Source organism: Pseudoalteromonas aurantia 208 (assembly GCF_014858725.1).
GTDB classification, from domain to species: Bacteria; Pseudomonadota; Gammaproteobacteria; order Enterobacterales; family Alteromonadaceae; genus Pseudoalteromonas; species Pseudoalteromonas aurantia.
Window position 1 is genome coordinate 1,337,116 of the sequence record NZ_AQGV01000012.1, and the last position, 24,774, is coordinate 1,361,889.

The 24,774-nt window shown below is 39.0% G+C and carries 21 protein-coding genes; 12 read left to right on the plus strand and 9 right to left on the minus strand.

The window, feature by feature from the left end:
- Positions 1–48 precede the first annotated feature (48 nt).
- The 9 genes from PAUR_RS09575 (at position 49) to PAUR_RS09615 (ending at position 11,561) form a co-directional block, all read left to right on the plus strand.
- Positions 49–1,548, plus strand: coding sequence for a GumC family protein (locus PAUR_RS09575; RefSeq protein ID WP_192507539.1), 1,500 nt, complete (start codon positions 49–51; stop codon positions 1,546–1,548).
- The gene (locus PAUR_RS09580; protein WP_192507540.1) at positions 1,545–2,621 is read left to right on the plus strand and encodes a glycosyltransferase; all 1,077 of its coding nucleotides are present in this window, start codon (positions 1,545–1,547) and stop codon (positions 2,619–2,621) included. Before PAUR_RS09575 ends, PAUR_RS09580 begins: the two co-directional genes overlap by 4 nt.
- Positions 2,622–2,633: 12 nt before the next feature.
- Positions 2,634–4,445, plus strand: a complete 1,812-nt coding sequence (locus PAUR_RS09585; RefSeq protein WP_192507541.1) for a sugar transferase — start codon at positions 2,634–2,636, stop codon at positions 4,443–4,445.
- Positions 4,446–4,607: 162 nt separating this feature from the next.
- Positions 4,608–4,922 carry an STAS domain-containing protein gene (locus PAUR_RS09590; protein WP_010363390.1) on the plus strand — a complete coding sequence of 105 codons (315 nt, stop codon included), beginning with the start codon at positions 4,608–4,610 and terminating at the stop codon, positions 4,920–4,922.
- A gap of 13 nt (positions 4,923–4,935) precedes the next feature.
- The gene (locus PAUR_RS09595) at positions 4,936–5,820 is read left to right on the plus strand and encodes an OmpA family protein (protein ID WP_192507542.1); all 885 of its coding nucleotides are present in this window, start codon (positions 4,936–4,938) and stop codon (positions 5,818–5,820) included.
- Between the two features lie 4 nt (positions 5,821–5,824).
- Positions 5,825–7,906 carry an SLBB domain-containing protein gene (locus tag PAUR_RS09600; protein ID WP_192507543.1) on the plus strand — a complete coding sequence of 694 codons (2,082 nt, stop codon included), beginning with the start codon at positions 5,825–5,827 and terminating at the stop codon, positions 7,904–7,906.
- Complete coding sequence (locus tag PAUR_RS09605; RefSeq protein WP_192507544.1) at positions 7,903–8,607, plus strand: AAA family ATPase; 705 nt, start codon at positions 7,903–7,905, stop codon at positions 8,605–8,607. Before PAUR_RS09600 ends, PAUR_RS09605 begins: the two co-directional genes overlap by 4 nt.
- A 13-nt stretch (positions 8,608–8,620) precedes the next feature.
- A complete protein-coding gene (locus PAUR_RS09610) occupies positions 8,621–10,084 on the plus strand; it encodes a SpoIIE family protein phosphatase (RefSeq protein ID WP_192507545.1) in 1,464 nt (487 codons plus the stop codon).
- Between the two features lie 40 nt (positions 10,085–10,124).
- Entirely contained in the window at positions 10,125–11,561 is a 1,437-nt protein-coding gene (locus PAUR_RS09615; protein ID WP_192507546.1) for a sigma-54-dependent transcriptional regulator, read from the plus strand.
- A gap of 3 nt (positions 11,562–11,564) precedes the next feature.
- Here PAUR_RS09615 and PAUR_RS09620 read toward each other — a convergent pair whose 3' ends face one another.
- Entirely contained in the window at positions 11,565–12,599 is a 1,035-nt protein-coding gene (locus tag PAUR_RS09620) for a glycosyltransferase family 4 protein (RefSeq protein ID WP_192507547.1), read from the minus strand.
- Between the two features lie 20 nt (positions 12,600–12,619).
- Here PAUR_RS09620 and PAUR_RS09625 point away from each other — a divergent pair, with 20 nt between their 5' ends.
- Entirely contained in the window at positions 12,620–12,955 is a 336-nt protein-coding gene (locus PAUR_RS09625; protein WP_192507548.1) for an Hpt domain-containing protein, read from the plus strand.
- On the opposite strand, the gene PAUR_RS09630 is transcribed toward PAUR_RS09625, so the two are convergent.
- Positions 12,935–13,825 (minus strand): gluconeogenesis factor YvcK family protein, encoded by an 891-nt coding sequence (locus tag PAUR_RS09630; RefSeq protein ID WP_192507549.1) that lies wholly within the window; start codon positions 13,823–13,825, stop codon positions 12,935–12,937. The two genes, PAUR_RS09625 and PAUR_RS09630, sit on opposite strands and share 21 nt — an antisense overlap.
- A 178-nt stretch (positions 13,826–14,003) precedes the next feature.
- On the opposite strand from PAUR_RS09630, the gene PAUR_RS09635 reads away from it, so the two are divergent.
- Positions 14,004–16,031 (plus strand): ATP-binding protein, encoded by a 2,028-nt coding sequence (locus PAUR_RS09635; RefSeq protein WP_192507550.1) that lies wholly within the window; start codon positions 14,004–14,006, stop codon positions 16,029–16,031.
- On the opposite strand, the gene PAUR_RS09640 is transcribed toward PAUR_RS09635, so the two are convergent.
- The gene (locus PAUR_RS09640; RefSeq protein WP_192507551.1) at positions 16,015–16,782 is read right to left on the minus strand and encodes an isocitrate lyase/PEP mutase family protein; all 768 of its coding nucleotides are present in this window, start codon (positions 16,780–16,782) and stop codon (positions 16,015–16,017) included. The genes PAUR_RS09635 and PAUR_RS09640 overlap by 17 nt on opposite strands.
- A gap of 141 nt (positions 16,783–16,923) precedes the next feature.
- On the opposite strand from PAUR_RS09640, the gene PAUR_RS09645 reads away from it, so the two are divergent.
- On the plus strand, positions 16,924–17,829 hold the full coding sequence (locus PAUR_RS09645; protein WP_318782617.1) for a LysR substrate-binding domain-containing protein: 906 nt from the start codon (positions 16,924–16,926) through the stop codon (positions 17,827–17,829).
- A gap of 23 nt (positions 17,830–17,852) precedes the next feature.
- On the opposite strand, the gene PAUR_RS09650 is transcribed toward PAUR_RS09645, so the two are convergent.
- The 6 genes from PAUR_RS09650 to PAUR_RS09675 form a co-directional block, all read right to left on the minus strand.
- Positions 17,853–19,025 carry a nucleotide sugar dehydrogenase gene (locus PAUR_RS09650; protein WP_192507553.1) on the minus strand — a complete coding sequence of 391 codons (1,173 nt, stop codon included), beginning with the start codon at positions 19,023–19,025 and terminating at the stop codon, positions 17,853–17,855.
- Between the two features lie 184 nt (positions 19,026–19,209).
- Entirely contained in the window at positions 19,210–20,532 is a 1,323-nt protein-coding gene (locus PAUR_RS09655; protein WP_192507554.1) for a Na+/H+ antiporter family protein, read from the minus strand.
- Complete coding sequence (locus tag PAUR_RS09660; RefSeq protein ID WP_192507555.1) at positions 20,529–22,463, minus strand: transglutaminase family protein; 1,935 nt, start codon at positions 22,461–22,463, stop codon at positions 20,529–20,531. Before PAUR_RS09660 ends, PAUR_RS09655 begins: the two co-directional genes overlap by 4 nt.
- Entirely contained in the window at positions 22,453–23,385 is a 933-nt protein-coding gene (locus PAUR_RS09665; RefSeq protein ID WP_192507556.1) for a DUF58 domain-containing protein, read from the minus strand. Before PAUR_RS09665 ends, PAUR_RS09660 begins: the two co-directional genes overlap by 11 nt.
- Positions 23,385–24,290, minus strand: coding sequence for an AAA family ATPase (locus tag PAUR_RS09670; RefSeq protein WP_192507557.1), 906 nt, complete (start codon positions 24,288–24,290; stop codon positions 23,385–23,387). The genes PAUR_RS09665 and PAUR_RS09670 overlap by 1 nt, the downstream gene beginning before the upstream one ends.
- Entirely contained in the window at positions 24,287–24,670 is a 384-nt protein-coding gene (locus PAUR_RS09675; RefSeq protein ID WP_192508548.1) for a response regulator, read from the minus strand. The genes PAUR_RS09670 and PAUR_RS09675 overlap by 4 nt, the downstream gene beginning before the upstream one ends.
- Between the last annotated feature and the right edge of the window lie 104 nt (positions 24,671–24,774).

Below are 24,774 nucleotides of genomic sequence, written 5' to 3' on the forward strand. Positions count from 1 at the left end.
GAACGACAATCGTGCTTTGCAATTTGCAAAAGTAATAGGTAGGGAGTCATGCTAGTAAAAGAACAAATAAAAAGACTAATCTACCTCGCACTGTATGCTTTATACAGCCGAGCGAAGCTTTTTGCTGTGCCTTTACTGGTTGTGCCTCTTGTTGTGTTCTTTTTTGCCGCCACAGCACAAAAACAATATACCAACCATGCAACAATTTTAATTGAAGAATCATCGTTACTGAACCCCTTTCTTGATGATTTATCATTCTCGTTTGAGCTATCCAATAGAATGGCGGCTCTTCGTACCTTGGTCATAAGTCGCAAAGTACTCACTTCTGTAGCAAAAGAAGCTAATTTATTATCTGACGATCCAACTTCTCATGAAATTGATTTGGTGCAGCAAAAACTATCACAAGGATTGTCCCTTTCATTAGTAGGAGATGAACTTGTCCGTATACATTTAAAATGGCATGAGCCTTCACAAATGAAGCTTATTTTAGAAAAAGTAGTGGAAAAATTCATTGAGCGTTTATTGGCGCCAACCAAAGCATCGTTAGATACCTCTGAACAATTTTTCTACCAGCAGCTAGATGCTTTAAGAGGTGAATTAGAAAAGTCAGAAGACGAGTTAGCTAAGTTCAAAGTCACCTACAGTGATACGTTGCCTGACGTATTAAATAGCAACCGCCAAATGCTTGATAAGCTCATAAATGATAAACAGCAAAAGTTTGTCATTTTATCAGGCGCTGAAGCAAAACTTAAAGCACTTGCGAGTAAATTAGGGCAAGCAAACCCTATTTTGGGACGTCTTGAAGAAAAAATCATTCGCTCGGAGTCAGATTTGAGCTTATTGAAAACAAGATATACCGATAAACACAGTAAAGTTATAGAAAAGACAAGGGAGTTGGCCAACTTAAAACAACGTCAACAAACATTGTTGAGTCATGGAACCGATTTAGACGTGACGGACTTAGATAAGCTATGGCAAATGGCAAATACTTTATCCACCGGTTCGAATGGAGAAAGTACAGTATTAGTATCGCAAATCTTAGCGCTTGAAGACGCAAAAAACATGGTTCAACAGCATCAACAAGAGTTTGATATGTTAACAGAGCAAACTTCTAAGTTGAGTCAACGGCTGCTTATCACTAGTGATATAGAGAAGCAGTTGCGAAAGCTTGAGCGTGATTACGATGTAAAACAAACCCTATACAAAGACATGTTAAGTCGTTATGAAATGGCAAAGGTGACAGGAAAGCTAGTGAAGTATGAGGGACCTGACAAAGTGAAGACGATCGAGCGAGCATATAGCCCTACTAAAGCCATAAACACGGCGTTATCTGTATCAGCCATTGTAGGTGTTGTATTGGGTATTTTTACTGGATTTGCTTGTGTGTTCGTGGCAACACTTTGCGATAGTCATTTGAAAGACTTGGCGACGATTGAAAAGCTCGCCGCTCAACCTGTGTTGACGGTGTTACCCATTATCAGACTTGATCAAGACCAGATTGTAAATGGTCAGGTGGTAAGTCGACAGATAGAAGGTGAAGAATCATGAGAGTATTACATCTAGTACAACACTTAAAAATTGGCGGGCTGGAGAAAATGGCAGTGACATTAATGCAAAAGAGTTGTTTTGCACAAAACAGTGTGATTGTCGCGCTGCAAGGCAATAAAGTCGAATCTTTGGCTAGTTGGCCGCAACTACAAGAAATGGAAGAGCATTTAGTTTTTTTAGATAAAAACCCAAAGTTTGAGTTATCAGTCGTAGATAAATTGATAAAGGTCATCGAAGAGAAAAAAATTGAAGTGATCCACAGTCATCATATTGGACCTATGCTATATGCAAGTTTGGCTTGTTTAAAGCGTAAGGAGGTTAGACATATATCGACAATTCATGATGCATGGTACTTAAATAATTTCAAGCAACGCGTGATCACAAAGTTACTAAATCGTATATGTGCTATCCATTGGGTTGCAGACGCGCAAGTGGTTGCCGATGATTTTACGTCTAGAACTGCTATATCAACACAGAACACCATTTTAAATGGCATTGATTGTACTCAATTCGCTGCAATCAATATGGAACATGCAAGATATCAACTTGGGTTACCTAAGTTTATCAAGCTCGTAGGCTGTGCGGCTAGATTAGAGCCGGGTAAAGGTCATAAAGCGCTAATATCGAGCTTAAAAGACCTCCCTGGTGATTATCATTTAGTACTAGCGGGGGATGGGAGCTTAAAGCAAGGTTTACGAACACATGTTATCTCTTTAGGTTTGGAATCACGCGTCCACTTCTTAGGTAACGTTCAAAACATGCAGGTTTTTTATTCAGCAATTAATGTTTTTTGTTTGTTTTCTGAACGAGAAGGATTACCTCTGTCAATTTTAGAAGCTATGGCCTGCGGGCTTCCTATTGTTGCCAGTGATGTGGGAGGAATTCACGAAGTCCTAACACCTAAACAAGGAATTTTATTAAGCCCTACAGCACATAGTGGCCTGCCATTTGCTCTAATTAAAGCGATAAAGTTAGAACGTGGTCCATCTATTCGAGCACATGCAATCGCAATAGCGGATGTTTCTCAAATGAGTTCGCAGTATGACCAATTATACCGAGGCCTTAATGCATAAGGAATAAATAATATGTCAATATTTGCAATTGTGTTTTTCGTGTTAATTCTGATGGCCATATATCATCATATAGGGTATATGGCTGTACTTAAACTAATGAATAGTATGAAAAATAATAGTATGGGGGAAGTTGAACCTAGCGATAACCAGACTGAAACACCAACTATTGCTATTTTGATGTGTGCCTATAATGAGGCTGAATATATAGAAGAAAAGCTGCATAATTTGGGGTCATTACTTTACCCTAATCATAAATATGATATTCATATCTATTTTGATGGTTGTACTGATAACACGTATGAATTAGCGAAATCAGTTTCATATCAGCTAGAGTCTAACAATGTGCATTGCAATTTGCATTTGCAAATTGAGAATAAAGGCAAAACCGCGGGTTTAAATACGTTGATTTCTATGACTAGAGATAGATACGATATATTGGTGTTTACTGACGTTAGTGCACTGTTAAGTATTGATGCACTGAATAAAATAGAGCAGGATTTTAGAGATAATGCCGTGGCTGTGACAACGGGTCAGTATACGCTACAAGATTCAGCGCCAATTTCGCAGCAATCCTACTGGCAATATCAAAATACCCTAAAAAGGCTTGAGTCTAATGTAGGTGCTGTGATTGGAGTACCTGGAGCGATGTTTGCTGTGCGTTCAGAATTAGTGACTGTGCTGGAACCAAATGCCATCAACGATGACTTTATATTGTCGATGCGAGCATTGGCTCACGGAGGCAATGCAATAATCAATGATGAAGTGGTCATGTACGAATGTGACTGTGACGACCAAGTACAAGATTATACTCGCCGAGAGAGGGTCGGAGCTGGGAATTGGCAACAAATTAAACTGTTGATGCCTTTAATGAACGTCAAGTTAGGATGGACAAGTATTAACTTCCTATCCCATAAAGTATTACGAGGTTTGATGCCAATTCTCCTTCTAGGGATGTACCTTGCATTGATAGCTGAGGTGATAATATATCAAACACAATGGTCTATGATCGTCAGCAGTGGGCTGCTAGCTATCCATTTGACCAGTTTGTTCAAATTTCTATTTAACACTAAAAAGCGATTGCTCATTTTGGACCAAATAGCTTATGTACTAAATAGTTATTGGATAGCTTTAATAGGTATTGTGAAATTTGAATATGGGTATTTTGATTCGCCTTGGAAACGAGTATCGAGCGCTACAACGAGATGTAATGGTGTTAAGTGTGCGAAAAGGGCACTAGATATTATTGGAGCCAGCGTCGGTATACTGTTTGTGTCACCAATTATGTTAGGTGCAGCTATGGCTATTAAATTATCGTCTAAAGGCCCGGTATTATTTAAACAGCTAAGAGTCGGTGAAAGCACCGATGAATTTGTGTCATTATTTTATGTATATAAATTTCGCTCTATGGTGGTGGATGCTGAAGCGAAAAGCGGCGCAGTATGGGCCAGTAAGGACGACCCCCGTATAACGCCCATCGGCTCATTCCTACGAAAAACGAGAATTGATGAATTACCTCAACTTTGGAATGTGCTGATCGGAGAGATGTCTTTAATTGGTCCTCGACCAGAAAGACCTGTTTTTTATGGTAAATTAGAGAAATCCATACCGTATTTTTGCCATAGAACTTATGGGTTGAAACCTGGGATATCAGGTCTTGCTCAAGTAATGAATGGTTATGATGAATCTGTGGAAGATGCAAGAAGTAAAATTGGCTGGGATTATGCCTATGTATTAAGTATGTCATCACCTTTGAGTTGGATTAAAATGGAATTCACCATACTATTTAAAACCGTACAGGTTGTTGTATTAGGAAAAGGCCAGTAACGACAATCTGCTTTGCAAAATGCAATGGTTTTATTAAATTCCTTTGCATTTTGCAGTAATTATCAATTATTTAATTATAAAACAACATATTGTTTAAAGTATAAAGTTGGCACTATAGTTGTAATAGTAATCATAACTTCTATTATAAACTTGGTGATGATCATGACTGAAGCAACTTACTCAAATACCCCTCGTGTTTTACCTTTACCTCGCGACTTTTCAGGCTTTACTGTGGATAGCTTTCGGGATGAGTTTGAAAAACTCGCTGTTTGTGACAATACAAACATCATTTTAGACTTTTCAGAAACGGAATTTATTGATTCTTCAGGTATAGGGGCTATGGTTTTCTTATACAAACGAATTGAAAAGAAAGGACAAAATCTTGCTTTGTTAAAAGTAAATGGGCAGCCCTTCAAATTAATGAGTTTACTAAGGGTCGACAAAACGATTCCTTTCATTGAGCAGCTTGAATTGTAAGCAAGGAGAATTTATGAAGCACATAACACTATTTTTATCGGTAATAGTCATGATAGGCGGATGTGCTTCTTGGCCTGAAGAAGGGCAAGGAGGTTGGGCAGAACATTACAGTCAGCATAAAAGTGAGGACGGTAAAAAGCATTTGGGCGATACGGACCACGTATTTTCTGATGACATAAATGTTGTTACTAACGAATTTGAGCACCTTGTGATGAAACTCGATTTGCTAAAAGCTCAAGGGATCCGTGATTGTATGCCTGCACAACTGTTAAAAGCACAAGTCTATGAAAATCGCATTCGCCGTTTAATGTCAGCACAAATGTGGGCCGATGCGGAACATGATTTACTCATTCACTACCATGGCCTTAATCAACTTTCGGGGCATTTTGAAATGGTACAAGCGATGACGAAGTGTGCCCCTAAAAATGATGTAGTAGTCGTGAAAGAGGTGCCTGTTAAAGTTAAAAATCAAATAACAGACTTATTGAATAGTGATAACCAGTTTGCATTTGATGACTATCAAATCACACCTAAATATATGGGGAGAATAGCCCAAGCAGCGGATTTAATTAAGCAAGTCTCTGATATTTCAATATTATTAGTTGGACACACAGACAAAGTGGGTAATCATGATAACAACTATGAACTCGCACTTAAACGGGCTGAAACCGTAAAGCACTGGCTTGGTGTGTATGGTGTACAACAACAGACGATCACAACGTTAACACAAGGCAGTTTACAGCCATATAACAATATAAGTAATAGTGACGCAGAACGACATTCTGATCGGCGTGTCGAAGCAATAATTTTATCACTGACGGAAATCAACAACGGTAAACCTGTCAAAGCAGGATCGTTAGTTGAATGGACAAAGGTGATTAAAGCAACTAAGGAGTAATGTTATGCGGCTGTTTCTTTGCTTAGTTTTATTATTGTCGTTTTTAATATCTGCTGATACTCATTCAAAGGGTACAGATACAATTCAAATTGGTAATAAGTTATTTCTTTACGTCCCAGGTGAAGCTGAATTTGAAGCCGTGTTTGAAGTCGGTAAAGACGGGGCAATTGTATTACCAGAAGTGGGTCGTGTGCAAGCCGCAGGTAAAACGGTTCAACAATTCCAAAATGAGGTGAAAATAACGCTTGGTAATGTTTATAGGGCAATGGATGATTTTTATATAGAGCTACGAGCCAAAGATATTTTCATAACAGTGTTGGGCTATGTTAATGCACCAGAACAAATTAGCATCCCTTTTGATGGAAACATTCAAACTGTAATAGCGAAAGCGGGTGGGTTAAAACCAGGAGCGCAGCTTGATAGACTTCAAATTAGACGCGGTGAGTCTATTATTGAATTTGATTATAAGGCTTACTTAGACTCGGGCAATGTCAAGATACTCCCTAATTTACAAAGTGGAGATATCGTATTCGTGCCGGTATCCCCTTTACTTGGTAATGTGCAAATAGACTTTGATGCGCAAACTCTCAGTGCAACCGGGGATGCTAGCGCAGGCAGCGCAATTACCCTATTGGGGGAGGTACATAACCCTGGTAGCTTTTCATTTAAAGACGATATGAGTGTATTAGATGCCATAATGCGAGCCGAAGGCGTTACTCGATATGCTGATGTTACAAAAATCAGAGTTATTGTAGATAAGACCCCTCAAGTATTTGACTTAAAAGCATACTTAGATAAACCAAATAAAGACAATATGCCTGATTTAAAAGCAGGTTCAACCATTTACGTTCCTATCATGGTGGATGATGTAAATACCACTGCGCGGACTGTCTATATTATGGGGGAAGTCCAGAAACCGGGGGCGTATGAAGCACCCGACAATATCAATTTCCTCGATATATTGGCGAATGCAGGCGGCCCAACACGGTTTGCAGAAACCCGACAAATTAGAATTTTAACACCAGCTGGAGAAAATATTTTATTTGATTTGCAAGGATACAGTGAAGGGATTGTTTCAGCAGAGATCCCTTTGCTTAACCCTGGAGACGTTATTTTTGTACCTGAAAAAACAGATCTAAACGAGAAAAGTTGGTTAAAAATTCCGCCGAGTCGGGCTATTAAAATCATCGGCGCAATTTTCTCTCCTGGTAGATATGAGTGGAGTCAGGAGATGGACTTTACAGATCTATTAGGTCATGCAGGAGGCCCAACAAAAGGTGCCAACATTAATGATATTAAAATAGTACGAAATGGAGAGGTAACGAAGCGATTTGACTTAGAAAAGTACACGATATCGGATGGGAAAACGCCCTTACCCAGTCTACAAGCAGGTGACACAGTGATTGTGGAAGAATTACCAGTAGACCCTGCTGACAATAAATCACAATGGATCCGTCAAGAGTCAAGCAAGTCAATATACATTATGGGTCAGGTAGGGTCTCCAGGGCGATATTCATTTAATCACAATATGCACTTCATAGACATCTTGGCAGCGGCCGATGGACCAAATGGCAACGCGGATATAAAAAACATTAGAGTGACACATAGAAATGAAGATAAAGCCAGAGTGAGTAAGCTCGATTTAGCATTATATTTTGAAACAGGAGATGAAACTCTCTTTCCTAATGTTCTACCTGGAGACACTATTTTTGTCCCTGAAAAAACTAAAGACTGGTTGCGAAAACCAAAGGAACAAGTGGTAAGAATTATGGGGGCCATTCAAAAGCCAGGGCGCTATAATTTTGATGACACCATGACTTTGTTAGATATACTCGCTGAAGCTGGCGGGCCAACAGGGTCTGCATTAATTGACAAAATAGTGGTTGTGAATCATTCATGTTGTAAAGAGCGTTCACGGGTTTTTGACTTAGAAGCTTTTGTGAAAAATCCAAACTCAGTAAATATACCGGTACTCAGAGCTGGAGATACGCTATACATACCAGATAAAGGCCAAGACTTAATGAGTCAGTTTAAAGATAACTTTGTTGATTTTATAACTATTATAGCATTAGTGGTGGGCTTATGAACCTTATTCCTCATCAATATCAAGAAGTTGAAGATATTGGTAATGAAATTATTGATAACAACGCTCGATGTGTCACATTTATTTCACTTGAAGGCAACTCAGGCTCTTCAACTGTATGCGCAAGTGTAGCTCAACGGTTTAAAGCGAACGGACACCGTGTATTAATTATCGATTTAAACCCAATAAACCCCCTAAAGTTAGATGAAATTGCGCAACCTACGGGTCCTGAATGGTGTTTCAGCGATATTACCTGTCAATTGAATATTATTGAGCATAATCAAGTCGACTTGCTAACCATGCAAAATCTATCTAATTTGGAGTCTGCAAAAAATAAACAAGTTATGAAAGAAGCCGTCGAGCGACTTTCCCAAGAGTATAATTATATTCTTTTAGATATGTCACCGGCGACAAAAATGAATAGGGGAAACGTGCCGTTACATGCGCTGAGCTTGTGTAGTGATATGACAATTGTAACCGTTGGTTTGGGCATAAATGATGAAGAATCGCTATGCACCAGTATTAAAAATATTAAACAAGGTGGACATCAACACGTAAGAGTCGTAGTGACGCAACATCATTTCGCACCTTTAGGGGAAAAACTCATTCACGCATTAGAGCGACACCGAAACCGTTGGCCAAGGATAACACAATTTTTAATTAACAAGGTAAATCGTCAAACTTGGCTATTTCATCCACACTAATTATAAGTCAATCATGAACGAACCAATATACCACAGACGCTTCAGTTTAATCGCACCCGCTGTTACTGAGATCCGGCACGTTCTTAAACATGTTTTGAGTGGGTTAGCCGTATTAAGTGATGACCTTGATGCTGCTGGGCTCGTTATAACTGAGTATTTAACGAATCTTTTACGGCATAGTAAGGGAGAAGATGAAACGATTGTGTTACTCATAACACGAAACAAAACAGGAGATTACACATTAGAAGTGATTGATAATTTAACGCCTTACGATTTATTTGCTTGTAATGAATCTGACTGGGATATTAACAGCGGCATACTAGTTGAGGGAGGAATGGGTGTTGAGCTTATAAGGCATTATTTTCCAAAAGCGGCATACACGAGCAAGCGTAGTAAAAACCACTTTTCTATACCACTAACCCAAGGCAAGAATAAGCCTAAAGCTGTTTATGTTGACGACGATCTTGCTCAACTGGCATTAATAAATGCATACCTAAAAGACGACTATGACGTAATCGTTTGCCAAGAGTTGAGTGAGGCTTGGCAAGCGATCACATTGCATGATGTACAGGTATTGATTTTAGATTACCAATTACAAAAGCAAACATCAGAACCATTGCTTACGAAGTTAAATGGTTCTGATCATAGGAGTACACTGTCCGTAGTCATGCTAACAGGCACAGACTCTGATGATACGATTACCCGTATAAACCGTTTGGGTATTGACGATTATTTAGTGAAGCCAGTTAAAAAAATTAGATTACTGCAAAGTTTAGAGCGAGTGACCAATAGGGTTAAAGCGTTTGAGTATCAAATAGAAGCACCACGTAGTATCGATAATTACCGACTAAATGAGGGCTTTAATGCCCATTTATTTGGCTCAATCGAGGTAGGTGATGGTGGTGATTTTTTTATGCCTATCCCAAATCAACAAAATGGATTTATTTTAGGTGATATGATGGGGCACGGCATTCAAGCGAGAAAAGAAAGTTTTGCGATTAAAGGGTTTGTCCGCGGTTTTTTGGCAAGCAAACCAAATTGTAATGAATTGCTCAATACGCTTAATCAAGCGTTATATGAAGAGCAGTTATGTAAAAATAGCTTGGTCACTCTGCTTGCTGGGTATGTTTCAGAAGGACATTTTTATTGGCTGAATGCAGGGCATCCCCCGCCGATAGTAATAAAGTCAAATGGGACATTAAGCGAGTTAGCGGGTGTAGACCCCTTATTAGGATTGTCATCTGAACATCAGTACGAAGTTTACTCTGTGTCACTAAAGGATGTATTACATATTTTGGTTTATACCGATGGATTGTTTGATAATCGAGAAACAGATGAAAGCGGGTTACTGCAACTTAAACAAATCTTACCTAATCTAACTTTGAGTCAGAGCGAATTTGCATCTACACTTTGGCACAATTCTCAAGTTAGTTTGACAAAAGAGATTGACGATGCATCGCTAATCGTTATTAATTAGTTATAATAAATTCATAAGCATAAAAAGAAGGAAGTTGCCTATGCCGCCAAAAATTCTAATAGTTGAAGATACAGAGTCTCTGGCTTTGATGTACCAGTCGTATTTAATCCCAACAGGGATGACAACACGGGTTGCAGCCACAGGTGCAGATGCTTTGGCTACCATTGCTGAATTTACGCCTGATCTTATTCTACTAGATGTCATGCTACCAGATATGAATGGGCTGGATATTCTTTCTTCTTTACAAGGTGATGATCAGCCGCAAGTTATAGTACTAACGGGGCATGCGACTAAAGAAATGGCAATACAAGCCATAAAGCTTGGCGCCAATGACTTTTTAGAAAAACCCATAGAAGCTGACCGCTTTAGGATCACAATAAATAATGCTCTGAAGTTAAAAGACCTAAAAAGTACGGTCGAAAAATATCAAGCAACATATGAGAACGGACGCTTTTTTGACTTAATAGGCAGTTCTCGCGCCATGCAATCCGTTTATCAAATCATTAATTCAGCAGCAACCAGTAAAGCAACCGTATTTATAACCGGAGAAAGCGGGACAGGTAAAGAGCTATGTGCAAAAGCGGTACATCAAGCATCACCTCGGGCCAGTAAACCCTTTATCGCTCTCAACTGTGCCGCAATCCCTAAAGACTTAATAGAAAGCGAAATATTCGGGCATTTAAAAGGGGCATTTACAGGTGCAATAGCAAATAGAGAAGGGGCTGCTGGTCAAGCGAATGGAGGGACTTTATTTCTAGACGAACTCTGTGAAATGGATATAAATTTGCAAAGCAAACTTCTTCGCTTTATACAAACGGGCTGTTATCAACAAGTTGGAAGTGAAAAAGAAACTAAGGTAGATGTTCGTTTTGTTTGTGCCACAAATAGGGATCCATTACTAGAGGTACAAGCGGGTCGATTTAGAGAAGATCTTTATTATCGTCTTCACGTGATCCCGATAAATTTACCCCCTTTACGAGAGAGGGGAAGAGATATCATTGAAATTGCTGAGGCGTTATTCTTAAAAATTAGTAAAGAAGAATCACATCCCTATAAAGGTATTTCTGACGCTGTTAAGCGGGCTTTTTTAGATTACACATGGCCTGGTAATGTTCGCCAATTGGAGAACACCGTACGTAATACCTTAGTGCTCAACCCAGATGAATGGATTGATCTGGATATGGTGCCTGCTTTACTGAGTTCGCAAAACACCAATGCTCTACCTTTGGTGCAATCGGCCCCTAATGTGGCTCCGTTAGTACCAACTACTAGAAACGTTGATGATTCAAATTTAGAACGGCGAACGACGTTGGGATCGATGCAAGATATTGAACCACTATGGGTTATAGAAAAGCGGTATATAGAGCAAGCGATAGCCCTTTGCCAAAGCAATATTCCAAAAGCAGCAGCCTTGTTAGATGTTAGCCCTTCTACAATTTATCGTAAAATCAAGGGTTGGGAAGACGCACAGGCATAATGATTATATGCGGGATGGGCATTGACCTGAGTACGCTTCATGTAAAAGTGTCCACTGTGCATGGCCCGAGAATCTTTGAGCCACAATGCTATGTGCATATTGTTTCATCATAATCAAATTTTCTGGGGCGATTTTCGTTATTTCTTCAATTTTTCTTGTTAATAGATCAACATCATAGGTCGGCATGACCCAGCCACTTAGGTTGTTTGTAATGACGTTTGAAACAGCACCTACATCTAAGCTAATGACCATAACGCCATGATTCATTGCTTCTAAAATAGCCATTGGTAATCCTTCTTGTCTCGAGGTTACGCATAACACATCAATATTTTTCCAAATTTTTTCAGATGGGACCACTCCATGACAAACAACATGTTCTGGTATATCAAGTGTTTTCTGCATATCTCCATCACCAAACATATGCCACTCGAACATGTTTTGTTTGACCATGTGGTTTGCAACTTCAATGAACCTGTCTGGGCCTTTTTCGTATGAAAACCGCCCAACAAAACCTACTTTTAGCTTGTTCGCGCTGTGATAAGTAGAGCTTGTGACTGCCAATGGGGTAGTTTCAATAAAGTTGTCGAGTACTTCCGCCTCTTTTAACTGGTATTTAATTCGTTTTGATACAGCGAAATTAATAGAAAGTCGTGCGGTTAATTTATCCAAAATGTTATAAAGCCTAACCATTCCTTGACCCGTTTCCCCTGCGTGGTAAGTGCTGATACAACGTACTTTTAGATACTTACACATTAGTCTGCCCAATATACCGGCTTTGTACCCATGGGTGTGAACTACGGTGTCATTTGAAAAACTCGCAAATGCCGATTTTAAACTTGAAATGGAGCCATTTAAAAATTCAAATTGAATATTGTTAGATTCTAGCTTATTGTAAAATAGTTGGTTATCGTGGTTTTGGTAAAATAGGACTTTGCATATAACGCCTTTGCGCTGTAATAATTTTGCAAGCTCTACTAAGTGAGACTCAATACCACCGAATATTGAAGAATCAACAAATAATACAACGTCATATTTCATATCTAACTCCAGGGGTATACATGATAGATTTAACGACCTATTCTCAACTCCAAGTTGATGTTGGCGAAGAGCTAGCCGCACAACTTTTAGGTGTTTATTTAAGTGAGTCGCAAGTTTTAATAAAAAGGCTGACTACATCGAATGACTGCGACCTACTTCAAATTACAGCACATAGTTTAAAAAGCAGTAGTCGAAGTTATGGTGCTCTGCAATTAGCCGAACTATGTGAAAAAATTGAGCATCAGATAAAAACTGTCGGTGTTTGTGATGAAGTTACTGCTTTGATTGCAGCTGCTCATCAGCAAAGTACCGTCACGTTTACTGATGCATACAAGTTAATTAATGGTACATGTTGAGTTAACCTTAGTGCTAAGTGGCAGTTTTAGCAACTGAGAGAAAACATGGCTTAGCTGCTCTATGTTATGCTGCGTACTCTGAGTATCATTTAGCTCGTCACAGTGCACAACTATTTCTTCGATTGCCTGTGGAGAAATACTTAAATCACAGAATTGATAACCTAGCTTTTCTTGCATCCAGTCGATGATCGTTTCTCCTTTAAGAGACCGAGCAACGCTATTTTCTTCTGCAATATTTTCAATAAAAATTCTACATGCAGCGGTATTTTCAATCGCATCACCAATTTCTTTAACTAATAGTGGTGGCATTACACTCGATATAATACTACCAGGCCCAATTAAAACTAAGTCTGCGTTGGTAATTGCATCAACTGCGCCCTTAGCTGCACGAACTGATTTTGATAGACCAATCGCATCAGGCAGTTCCGTCAATGCGTCTATTTCACATTCACCTACGACCTGTTCGCCGTTTGCATAGGTTGCCACTAAGTCGGTTGCTGAATCAGACATAGGTAAAATTGTTTCAGCATTCCCCAGCATTGCATTAAACCAAGCAACCGCTTCTGTTGGAGAGTCTGTAAGCTGCATCAAACCTAGCAGCGTCAGATTACCTAAACTATGCCCATCCAACTCACCGCCATCAAAACGATGCTCAAATATTGAATGTATAAGTGATTGTTTATCGGTTAACTGTAAGCAGCACCTACGAATATCACCTAAAGCAACACATTCTTGAGATTCTCTGAGTCGGCCGGTACTTCCTCCGTTATCGGTAGTGGCAACAACCGCTGTTAAATCACTACATAAAGGTCTTATTGCTGAAAGTACTTGTGCTAACCCATGACCGCCGCCTAAACATACTATTTTCATGTTATCTCCAAACTGATATTTTTTAACTAGTTATGAAAAAGCAGGTTTTATTCCAACTTTAAATAATGATTAAGCTGTTGAATTTAAATAAATGTATCTAAATATAATTTGAAATAAATGCGATATAGAACTATCTTTGCAAAGTGCAAAGCAATTTAAAATCATGGTGTTCTACAATATGCAAAATGGAAGTTTGATAAGCCCAAGTAAGTTACAGCGAACCTTAATAAAAATAAATTCGAGCAATGATTTTGAGCAGTTATATAGTGAAATTGACAGGGCTATGGCTGAGTTGTTTTCATATCAAGCTTGTGTTGTATTAGCATCTAGGAGCAAAGGCGCTTATCGTACCATTGCGACTTCTAGCATTTTGTTCAATGATGAAAGTTGGTATGAGTATGTTGATTTATTCGCACAAGGAATATCAGAAAATGAACAATTTATACCTCATGCCGTTAGTGAGTATGATCAAACTTCAATCAGTAAAACGGTGTTATCTGGGTTAAATAATAGTTTAGTTTTTAAGTTATCTGAATTATGTGGCCAAGGTATTATTCTATTCACTGGTCTACTTAATCCACCCTCTGATACCTACACTAATGATCTTAATTTTATAACTTTGCTAGAACAAGTGTATTTAAAAGCAGATCAACTACAAAAGTCACATTCTAGAACCAGTAGTTTATTATCACTTATTGCGAACATGACTGAGCGAGCTGATTTATTTAAAGAACTAGCATCCGAGTGGTTTTGGCGAACAGATACCGAGAACATATTTACGTGCGTGGATGAATTAGCACCCCATGATGATTTATATAGTCAGTTTTTTATAGGAAAGTCAGCGTTAAAGTTACGATCTGATAATGAAATGGAGCACTTGCGAAAGTGGGCTCAATTTCAGCACATATTAACCCAACATGGAGATTTTTTTGAATTCGAGTTTGAGTTAGACAGTCAACGCCATCTATGGATATCTTTGAGTGGAAAAGCTCAGTTTACCTCCATAGGTGAATTCAACGGTTATATGGGTATCGCTAAGGATATCACCTACGCAAAAGACAGAGAAATAGCATATAAGCAAGCAAAAGAAAAAGCAGAAAGTGCTAACTCGGCAAAATCTCAGTTCTTAGCGGTGATGTCTCACGAAATACGCACGCCAATGAATGCAATACTTGGAATGGTAGAACTGCTCAATGACACTGCGCTTACAGAGCAGCAAAAAGAGTGGCTTTCATATGCACAAAGCAGCGCGAATTTATTGCTAGGTTTGATATCAGATGTATTAGACTTTTCTAAAATTGAATCAGGCACTCTGAGTTTAGATAACAGTGAGTTTAATCTAAAAGAACTTATTCAGAGTATTTCAGCTCAGTTTGAGGCACATACAGCGCCTGGAAAGCTCGTTTTTGAACAAATCATTGATAAATCAGTTCCAGATATTATTGAGGGAGACAGCACACGGTTAGGGCAGATTTTATTTAACTTATTGGGGAATGCATTTAAGTTTACCAGCCACGGACGTGTAAATTTACACATAAGTAGAGAGCATAATCTGTTAACAATTAAAATATCAGATACTGGGATTGGTATAGCTGAGCAAGATCTAAATCGTTTATTTAAGCCCTTTAGTCAGGTAAGTGACAGTGTAAAGCGAAAGCAGCAGGGCGTAGGGCTAGGGCTGAGTATTACCAAAAAACTGATTGAGCTGATGCAAGGGACTATAAATTGCCACAGCTTATTAGGTGTAGGCACAACATTCACGGTTACTCTTCCAGTTAAAGCCGTTAACGTGACACCCGTTACAAGTAAGCAAGAGCAAATACAGCAACCTCTAAACATTTTAGTAGCGGAAGATAATAAACCGAACCAAGTATTGATAGAAGCCCTTTTGAAAAAGTTAAATCACAGTGTAACGCTAACAGAAACAGGTTCCGAAGCGCTAAATGCTATTAAAGCGAAACAGTTTGATCTTGTCTTAATGGACATGATGATGCCGGTCATGGACGGGTTGACAGCGACTAAATATATACGAGAAGAAATGTCGCTGGATGTGCCAATATTTGCTTTGACGGCCAATGCCGGGCAAACCGACAAAATCAATTGCTTGAATGCCGGTATGAATAAGGTGCTGACGAAACCAATAAAGTTTTCGGAGTTAAGCAGTGCAATTAACTCTTTAACGAGAACAGCTAAAAAAGAGTGCTAAAAGAGTCTGTTGCTTTTATATCTATAAGGATATTCTCAAAGTTCTGAAGCTGCTGCTGGTGTATAAAATTCCCCATACTGATCCGGCTAACGCCAAGGTCAGTCAAGTCAGTAAAGTTGGTTAATTCAGGCATACACATTACATTAACAGGTAAATGGGTATGACTCACGGCCGCTTTTATGTCAGTGTCATTGGTTATGCATGGAATGAATATGCCATCAGCCCCCGCAGCTTGGTATTGCGTAATTCTATTTTTAGTTTCAGCTATCGTATTCTTAACATTAAGTAAAAACGTATCAATTCTCACATTAATGAACACGTCTATATTAGTTTTATTAAGATGGTCTTTAATCTCAGACAAAAAACAGGTGAACTTATCGGCGTTTATTAATGCACGTTCGCCGTCTAACACTTTACTGTCTTCAATATTAATACCAACAACCCCAAGCTTCACCAGCGATCTTATATGTTCAAAGGTTTTTTCAGGAACATCGCTGTAACCGGCTTCAATATCGACTGTCAAAGGGATTGAAACTGCCGAGGCAATTTTATCTATCATAAAAAGTAACTCTGAAAAGGGTAACTCTTCACCATCTTCATATCCCAATGTAGCAGCAAGGGCTGCGCTAGATGTTCCTATTGCTTTAAAGCCATTTTTTTGTGAAATTTTTGCACTGGGCACGTCCCAAACATTGGCAAGAAGTAAAGGCGTTGATGTTGTATGCAATGCTCTAAAAGTGTTGACTAACATAGTAATAGTTCCGTTTATATTTACTTGATGTGGCCAGTATGCGTTGACAGTATTGTTTATACAAACGATAATACTGCGACAGTAATATAAGCTCTCCTTATATTAAAAAGCTGATCTATAGGCGACAACCCATTGCATAAAGTGCTGAATAATTTAAACCTACTACGTACTTTTAATGCTGCTGCACATCACGCCAGCTATAGTTTAGCTGCGGATCAGCTATGTATTTCACAAGCGGCTGTTAGCCAGCAGATGCGGCAACTACAAAGTTTACTGGGGCAGCAACTTTTTACTCGAAAAGGAAAAAGTATGTTGCTGACGCAAAGTGGAAAAGTCTTATTTTTAGCAACAAACAATGCACTATCAGTGCTGAGTGAGTCATTATATACCCTCTCTAAGCAACCACTTGCTGGACCATTAACTGTATCATCGACTCAAGCTTTCTCTGCAATTTGGTTAATGCCACGATTGCATTTGTTTTCAAAATTACACCCTGAGATAACTATCAATATTCAGTCTTCCACTGGGTTTGACGACTTAATAACACAGCATATTGATTTGGCTATACGGTTTGGAACTAATGTGAGGCAGAAAACTCCCAAAGAATATGAGTGCCTCCATTTTGGTGATGGAACAGTTCACCCTGTCTGCTCTGCGAGTACACTAGATGGGTTAAAAAATAAAAAGTGTGCAGAGATTTTAGGTCATCCCCTTATTAAAATTGGAAGCTCCAGTCCATATGACTGGTTAGAATGGGCAGAGCATCATGGTATTAGTGAGGTTAGCGAAAATACAATATATACGTCTGTTAGCAGCACTGATATGGCTCTGACTGCTATCCTAAATAGTAACAGCATTGCACTGATTGTTGATTATTTGTGTCAAAATCATATTGAGTCAGGTGCGCTTGGTATTGCATTGCCATTGCCACACCCTAATAAAGTCGAGCGTTATTTTGTATACGATAAGCGCTCTCCTAAGCACGAAAGAATTTTGGTTTTTATTGAATGGGTTAAATCACAAATAATAAACGAGGCAGGCCAATAATCACATCGACCTGCCAGAAAATATTAATCTTTGTGAAACAAGTCACGGGTATATAATTTATCAGCAATATCACTTAGCTCATCGACGTCGCGATTAGTGATAATTAAATCACATTCTGACTTAAATATGTTTAAGTTATTACATAGAGAAAAGTCATCAGAAAGCGGCTTTTCAAGCTTAGGCTCATAAACAGTTACGCCAGCACCGACTTGGCGCAAATGAGATATCACATCTAGAATGGCAGATTCCCTAAAGTTGTCAGAGTCTGCTTTCATGATCAGCCGATAAACCCCAATTTTTTTAGGCGCCTTGGCCATAATTGACTCTGCTATATATTTTTTACGTGTATCATTCGCCGATACAACCGCAGAGATCATATCATTTGGCACACCATTGAAGTTGGCAAGTAATTGCTTGGTATCTTTTGGTAAACAATACCCACCATAGCCGAAAGATGGATTGTTGTAATGCCCTCCAATACGTGGATCTAAACTTACTCCGTCAATAATTTCCTTGGTGTTTAATGATTTTGCTTCGCAATAAGTATCAAGTTCGTTAAAAAAGGCCACCCGCATGGCAAGGTAAGTATTCGAAAACAGTTTAATTGCTTCAGCTTCTGTTGAATGCGTTAAGAGAATTTCAACGTCGTCTGTGTGTGCCCCTTGCTTAAGCAAGTTGGCAAAAGTTTGTGCCTGTTCAGTTAAAGCTCCCAGAATTATCCGCGATGGGTATAAATTATCATATAAGGCTTTCCCTTCTCTTAAAAATTCAGGAGAGAATACAATGTTGTTAGTTTGATATCTCTGTTTCATTTGCTCAGTAAATCCCACCGGGACGGTAGATTTAATGATAATGGTCGCCTGTGGTGAAATCTCTTGAGCTTGCGCTATCACACCTTCCACGCTCGATGTATTAAAGTAATTAGTTTGGGGATCATAGTCAGTGGGCGTGGCAATAACTATATAATCTGCGTTCTCTAGTGCCAGGAATGGGTCACTGGTGGCAAAAATCTCAGTACTATTTTTTGATAAAAAGTGCGCTATCTCAGAGTCTTGAATTGGAGACTTTTTTTGGTTAATCAAGTTTACTCTATCTGGGTTTGTCTCTAATGCACAGACATTATTATGTTGAGACAAAAGTAACGCATTTGCTAAACCAACATACCCTAAACCCACAACCGAAATATTAAAAGCCATAATTAAATCCTATCAAGAATATTATTTTATCTAAGGGTAATAGAGCAATATTTAGGCTAAGTTTTGTTGACGTGTTTGTGAAACTTTAATGATATTTAAATCAATAGATTATGTAAAAAGAAACGACATCTCGTAAAAAAGCTCGTTTCTTTTTTGCATTTTGAGACGCATTTAGCAGCGTATTTTATAAAACCATAGCGGCTATCCAACCAAAAATAAGCAGTGGAATATTAAAGTGAATAAACGTTGGTACAACTGAGTCCCATATATGATCATGCTGACCGTCTGCGTTTAACCCTGAAGTTGGACCCAATGTTGAATCTGATGCAGGAGAGCCTGCATCACCTAAAGCACCAGCCGTTCCGACTAGCGCAGCGGTTGCCATAGCTGAAAAACCCACTTCTAAGCACAGAGGCACAAAAAGAGTGGCAATAATAGGCACTGTAGAAAATGAACTACCAATCCCCATCGTTATTAATAATCCAACAACGAGTATCATCGCTGCTGCGAGTGGCTTATTATCACCTATAAAGTCAGCACTAGTAGCAACTAAACTAGCCACATCTCCCGTTGCTTTCATAACCGATGCAAACCCTTGAGCAGAAATCATAATAAACCCAATCATTGCCATCATAGCAACACCTTTGCTAAAAACGTCTGAGCTTTGCTCCCACTTTACAATGCCAAATACGCTAAACATCATGACGCCAACAAGACCCCCGAGTATCATTGAACCACTGATATTTTGCGCGATTAGTGAGCAAATTACAGCGATACTACCAATGATCACCACCTTCTTTGGGTTCTCTATTGCCGTTAATACAGGAGTAGAAGGCATGCTTTCATTCTTATATATTCGTTTTGCTCTGTAGCTGAATAATAATGCAACACATAATCCTACAAGCATACCTACTGCTGGTATCACCATTGCGGAAGGGACTTGTGTGCTAACGATCTCTAAGCCATTATCGGCGAGGTTTTTATGTAAAATTGAGTAAAGATAAATACCGCCAAATCCGTAGGGCAATACCATGTAGGAGGTGGCAAGTCCAAATGTTAAAATACACGCGATAGCTCTTCTATCTAACGTTAGTTTGTTCAAAATAACGAGTAGGGGGGGGATAAGAATTGGAATAAAAGCAATGTGAACTGGAACCAGGTTTTGTGACGCAATAGCACAACCAAGTATTATGGCCATAATCATAAAACTTAAGGCTTTTGTATGATTATCTTTTGCACCTTCAACCTTTGTTAATAATTTTTGGGCGAGAATTTGCGTTAACCCTGATTTCGAGATAGCAACCGCAAAGCCACCGAGCATAGCATAACTCAAAGCAATTTCAGCACCACCAGATAAGCCGTCGTTAAAGGCATTGAGTGTGGTAGATAAGTCTAATCCTGCCGATAACCCAGCAACCATCGCGCTAACGGTCATTGCAACAATTACATTAACTCTCACTAAAGACAGTGTAAGCATAAGCAAAACACCTATTATTACTGCATTCATAAATCTCTCTTTGTTTTTCTTTTTATTGATTTTATCAGCTTAAGTGCTGATATTCGCTGTGTCTTACTGAATGATTTTCCTTGGTAGCGAAAAGAAGAAAAGTCTTGATAAAACTGCTCTAATTCAACTTCCTGCTCAGGGTAACTGTGTTTTAGCGCTTCAATCAGTTGATAGGGGCTCATATTTAGATTTGAATATTTGCTTATTTTACTTAGCCTTTCAAACAATACCACAGCAGTAGGCTTATTTACTTTACTCGGGCGCTGCATATACCAATATACGGCTATAAGAATGAACGTTACGAAAATGATAGCCACCACACCAGATAACGATCTACCGCTTTTCCCAAACACCTTTTCTAAGAATGAACGCTGTTTACTTTCATCAAAGTTCAATACCCATCTTGTCCATTGATAGTCGTATTCTTCTAATTTAAGCCTTAACCATTGCACACCAGGAATACCTGTAAATGCGACTAAACTGATCCCTAAATTTGCTTGAAACTCCGCTGATAATGATGAGTGCTGCGATAAAGATCCTAGGAGCCGTTCAGGCGAAACCCAGGCAGTTGGGTCTATTGCTTGCCAACCTTGTCCTGGTGTGTAGTATTCTACCCATGCATGCGCATCATATTGGTATACGCTATAGTAATTATTTTTTACACTATATTCTCCCCCTAAGTAGCCAGAAACAAGACGAGTAGGGATGCCTACACTGCGCATCATCATCGCAACAGAAGACGCATAATGCCCACAAAACCCCGCTTTTTGTTCAAACAAAAACTCATCTATGGTACTTTCATTCGTCATTGCTGCAGGCGTTAGCGTATAACGATAGTTATTACTTATGAAATATTGTTTCATAAGCTTAATAAATTCAGCTGTTGTGCTTGATTGCGTATCCCACTGTCGAGCCAGCGTTTGTGCACGTTTATTCAGCTGATTGGGAAATTGAGTATTTTTTCTATACTCCCAGCGAGTAAGTTCAATTAAATTTTGTTGGTATGAAAACGCTTGATACTCAAAATTGTTTGACATCGAGTTTGAGCGAAAAAGCGTACCAAACTGGTTACGCGATACGCCACCCGTGTAACTAACGCTCGTGCCAAGTGAGAACAGCCATGGCTGGTTGCTTGATTCTGCAATCACCCGATATCCAGCACCCGACACATTTACATTGGTTCGTAGTGGAATATTTTGTTGGTTAGATTTCAACCAAGATGCGCCATCATATTTGTCGTGGATAATTGCGCGCCAATAAAAAGGCGAATTGAAACGTTGTTCATCATCAATAATTGCCCTAAAGGCAAGTTCATCCGATTGAGACAACTGTGCGATGTTAAAAGGGTTGACGTCTTCAGATAGCCCTGTTTTAGCTAAACTAGGCCCAGGTAATTGCCAAAATGCTGGTAACTTAGGTAAGAAGATAACCAATAGTGCACTGATTGGTAAAATCAGAATAAGTTTCTTAAAAGCATCTTTGCTTGCGTATAAAAGTGGTTGTCTATGTGAAAGGGCTATCATTAACCCCAAGTTTATTCCCAGTGAGCATAGCACAATCAAGGTCGTGTATAAGCTTTGTGAGAAAAGAAATAAACAAGGGATTGTAAAAAAATTTAGCGTTGTGATCTGCTGAAATTGCCGTTGACTCTGTGCCTGTATTACTTTCAGTTGGCAAGCTAACACCATTAAAGAGACAAACAGCGATACGGAATTATCTACTCCAATCGAAAGCAATAATATAACCATTCCAATAACGGCAAGCACATTAAGCGCAGTATTTGATGGAGAGGTGGTTTTGTATTTCCATAGAAAAAGGTGCCAAATGGCTAATGACCCAATGAGTGTAGTAAACGGGATCCCTAATTCTGATATCAATAGCATACTCATAAAGAAGTAGATTACTGTCACAGTCATTAGTTTAGTATTCACTTAAGATCTCCAAGCTAACTTGGCAATGTTGGCGCCCAGACCCACTATCAAGAACCCTATTAGGCAACTTCATTGCGAACGGTTGATGATTTTCAGTTGCCTGTAACACTAAAAAACACAATTTACTCAATCTTTCTTCGACGGTACCAGTTAACAAATTAAAATCAAACCCAACACTGGCCCTTTGTTCCCCGACATAGTTCTTCACCAGCATTTCTTGATTCTTTGCATAATGACGCCAAGATACTTGATGTAAACTCATTCCCTTTTGATAATTAGTAAGCTCTTTAAATTCATCATTGCTATCTGCAACGAGAAGGTTTTGCTTTGCTCCATTATTTGTTTCAATCGAAGACATATCAGTATTGGCATTTAAAGGCGCAGGATAGACATAGATCTTCTGCTGAGAAATTAGATAACTCCATACTCGAACAAGGCCAAACGGGTAGTGGCTAAAGACTTTAAACTTCCCAATAAGATGTACGCCACGAGGGAGTTTTAAATTGCTATTGGTTATGCTCGTTTGCGATAAAAAATCACATATAGTAATTGCACCTGTCTTGATATGATGAATCGAGATATCAAATCGGTTTTTATCCGTTATTAATTCAAACACCGCATCCGTTTTGCCTCCAGCATGATCAGCTTGTGCGTGAATAAGCCTTAAGCCAAGACCTTTGAAGTTTAAATAGCCATATATTAGGGAAACAACGAGTAATATAACCATGATGTAAGACACTGCCAATATCAGGTTATTCTGGTAGTTAATGCCAAGTATAAAATTTAATAGCGCAATACTTAAAAAGCCAAAGCCCCCTTTAGAAGGTACAACGTAGATAGAGTCATGCTTAAAAACGATACTTTCGCACTGGTGTTTTTTGCTTAAAATCTTATCAAGTAAATTTTGAAATAAGGGCGGCATTAAACAGGAACCAATACTTGCTCTATAATACTTGATATGACCTTTTCTTGTTCATTACATGAAAGATTCAATCTGTGTGCTGCAACCGGCCCAAATACAGCTTGCACATCATCAGGGGTTGCATATTCTCGCCCTTGCATTAACGCCCACGCTTTAGTCGCAGCACCTAAAGCGATACTCGCACGGGGTGAAAGCGGATCTGCAAACAAACCACTCTCTCGCGTAAAGCGCACGAGAGCCAGAATATACTCAACAACAGGCTCGGCCAATTTCACACAAGTAACCTGCAACTGAAGGTGAGTAAGCTGTTCTTCACTGATCACTTGGTGCAATTGTGTATCAATACTGTCTTTAATGCCTAAAATAAGTTTTTTCTCGGCGTCTTCATTTGGGTACCCGAGACTGATCCGCATGAAAAATCGATCTAACTGTGATTCAGGCAGGGGATGCGTGCCCGACTGGTGCAATGGGTTTTGCGTAGCAATCACAAAGAAAGGGCTAGGTAATGCATGGCTTTCACCATCAACCGTTACTTGTCGCTCTTCCATTGCTTCTAATAATGCACTTTGAGTTTTTGGGCTTGCTCGGTTAATCTCGTCAGCGAGCATCACTTGGCTAAATATCGGTCCAGGATGAAACGTAAATGAATGCTCGGAAGTATTAAAAATAGCAGAACCTGTAATATCAGCAGGCAATAAATCACTGGTAAATTGAACCCGTTGATAGCTAAGCCCTAATACATTAGCTAACCCATGTGACAATGTAGTCTTACCCATTCCAGGTAAATCTTCAATTAATAAATGGCCTTTACAAAGTAAGCTACACACAGCATGCTTTATCTGCTCGTCTTTACCATAAATTATGTGAGATAACGCACCCAATATTGGGGTGACAAATTGATTCATGTAATTAATTCTAATCGTTTTAAAACAGTGTCTACTTTTTTAGCATTAAACGGCTTAGCAATAAATCCTTTCGCGCCCAGTTCCCAAGTATTTTGAACATTTTCAAGGCTATTGTGACCAGAGCACATAATTACATGCGTGTTAGGGTAGTTATCGTTCACAAATTCTAAAATTCGAGTACCGTCTGTATCCGGTAGTTCGATGTCTAAAAAGACAACGCCGGGCTCTTTACTTGCTAACAGAGGTTTTGCAGAATCAAAATCTTTTGATTCTAAAATTTCTTCGAACCCAAGGTTAGATAAAATCTCACATAGGTACTCTCTAATTTCTTTTACATCATCAACAATTAAAATTGGTTCAAGTGGTTTTACAAATTCCATATAAAGAGACTTCTTTTTTACATCTGCGTTCATACTAATCCATGGATTTATCAAGCTCAATAACTTTTACTATGATTACACTAAATTACATGTATCAGTAATGT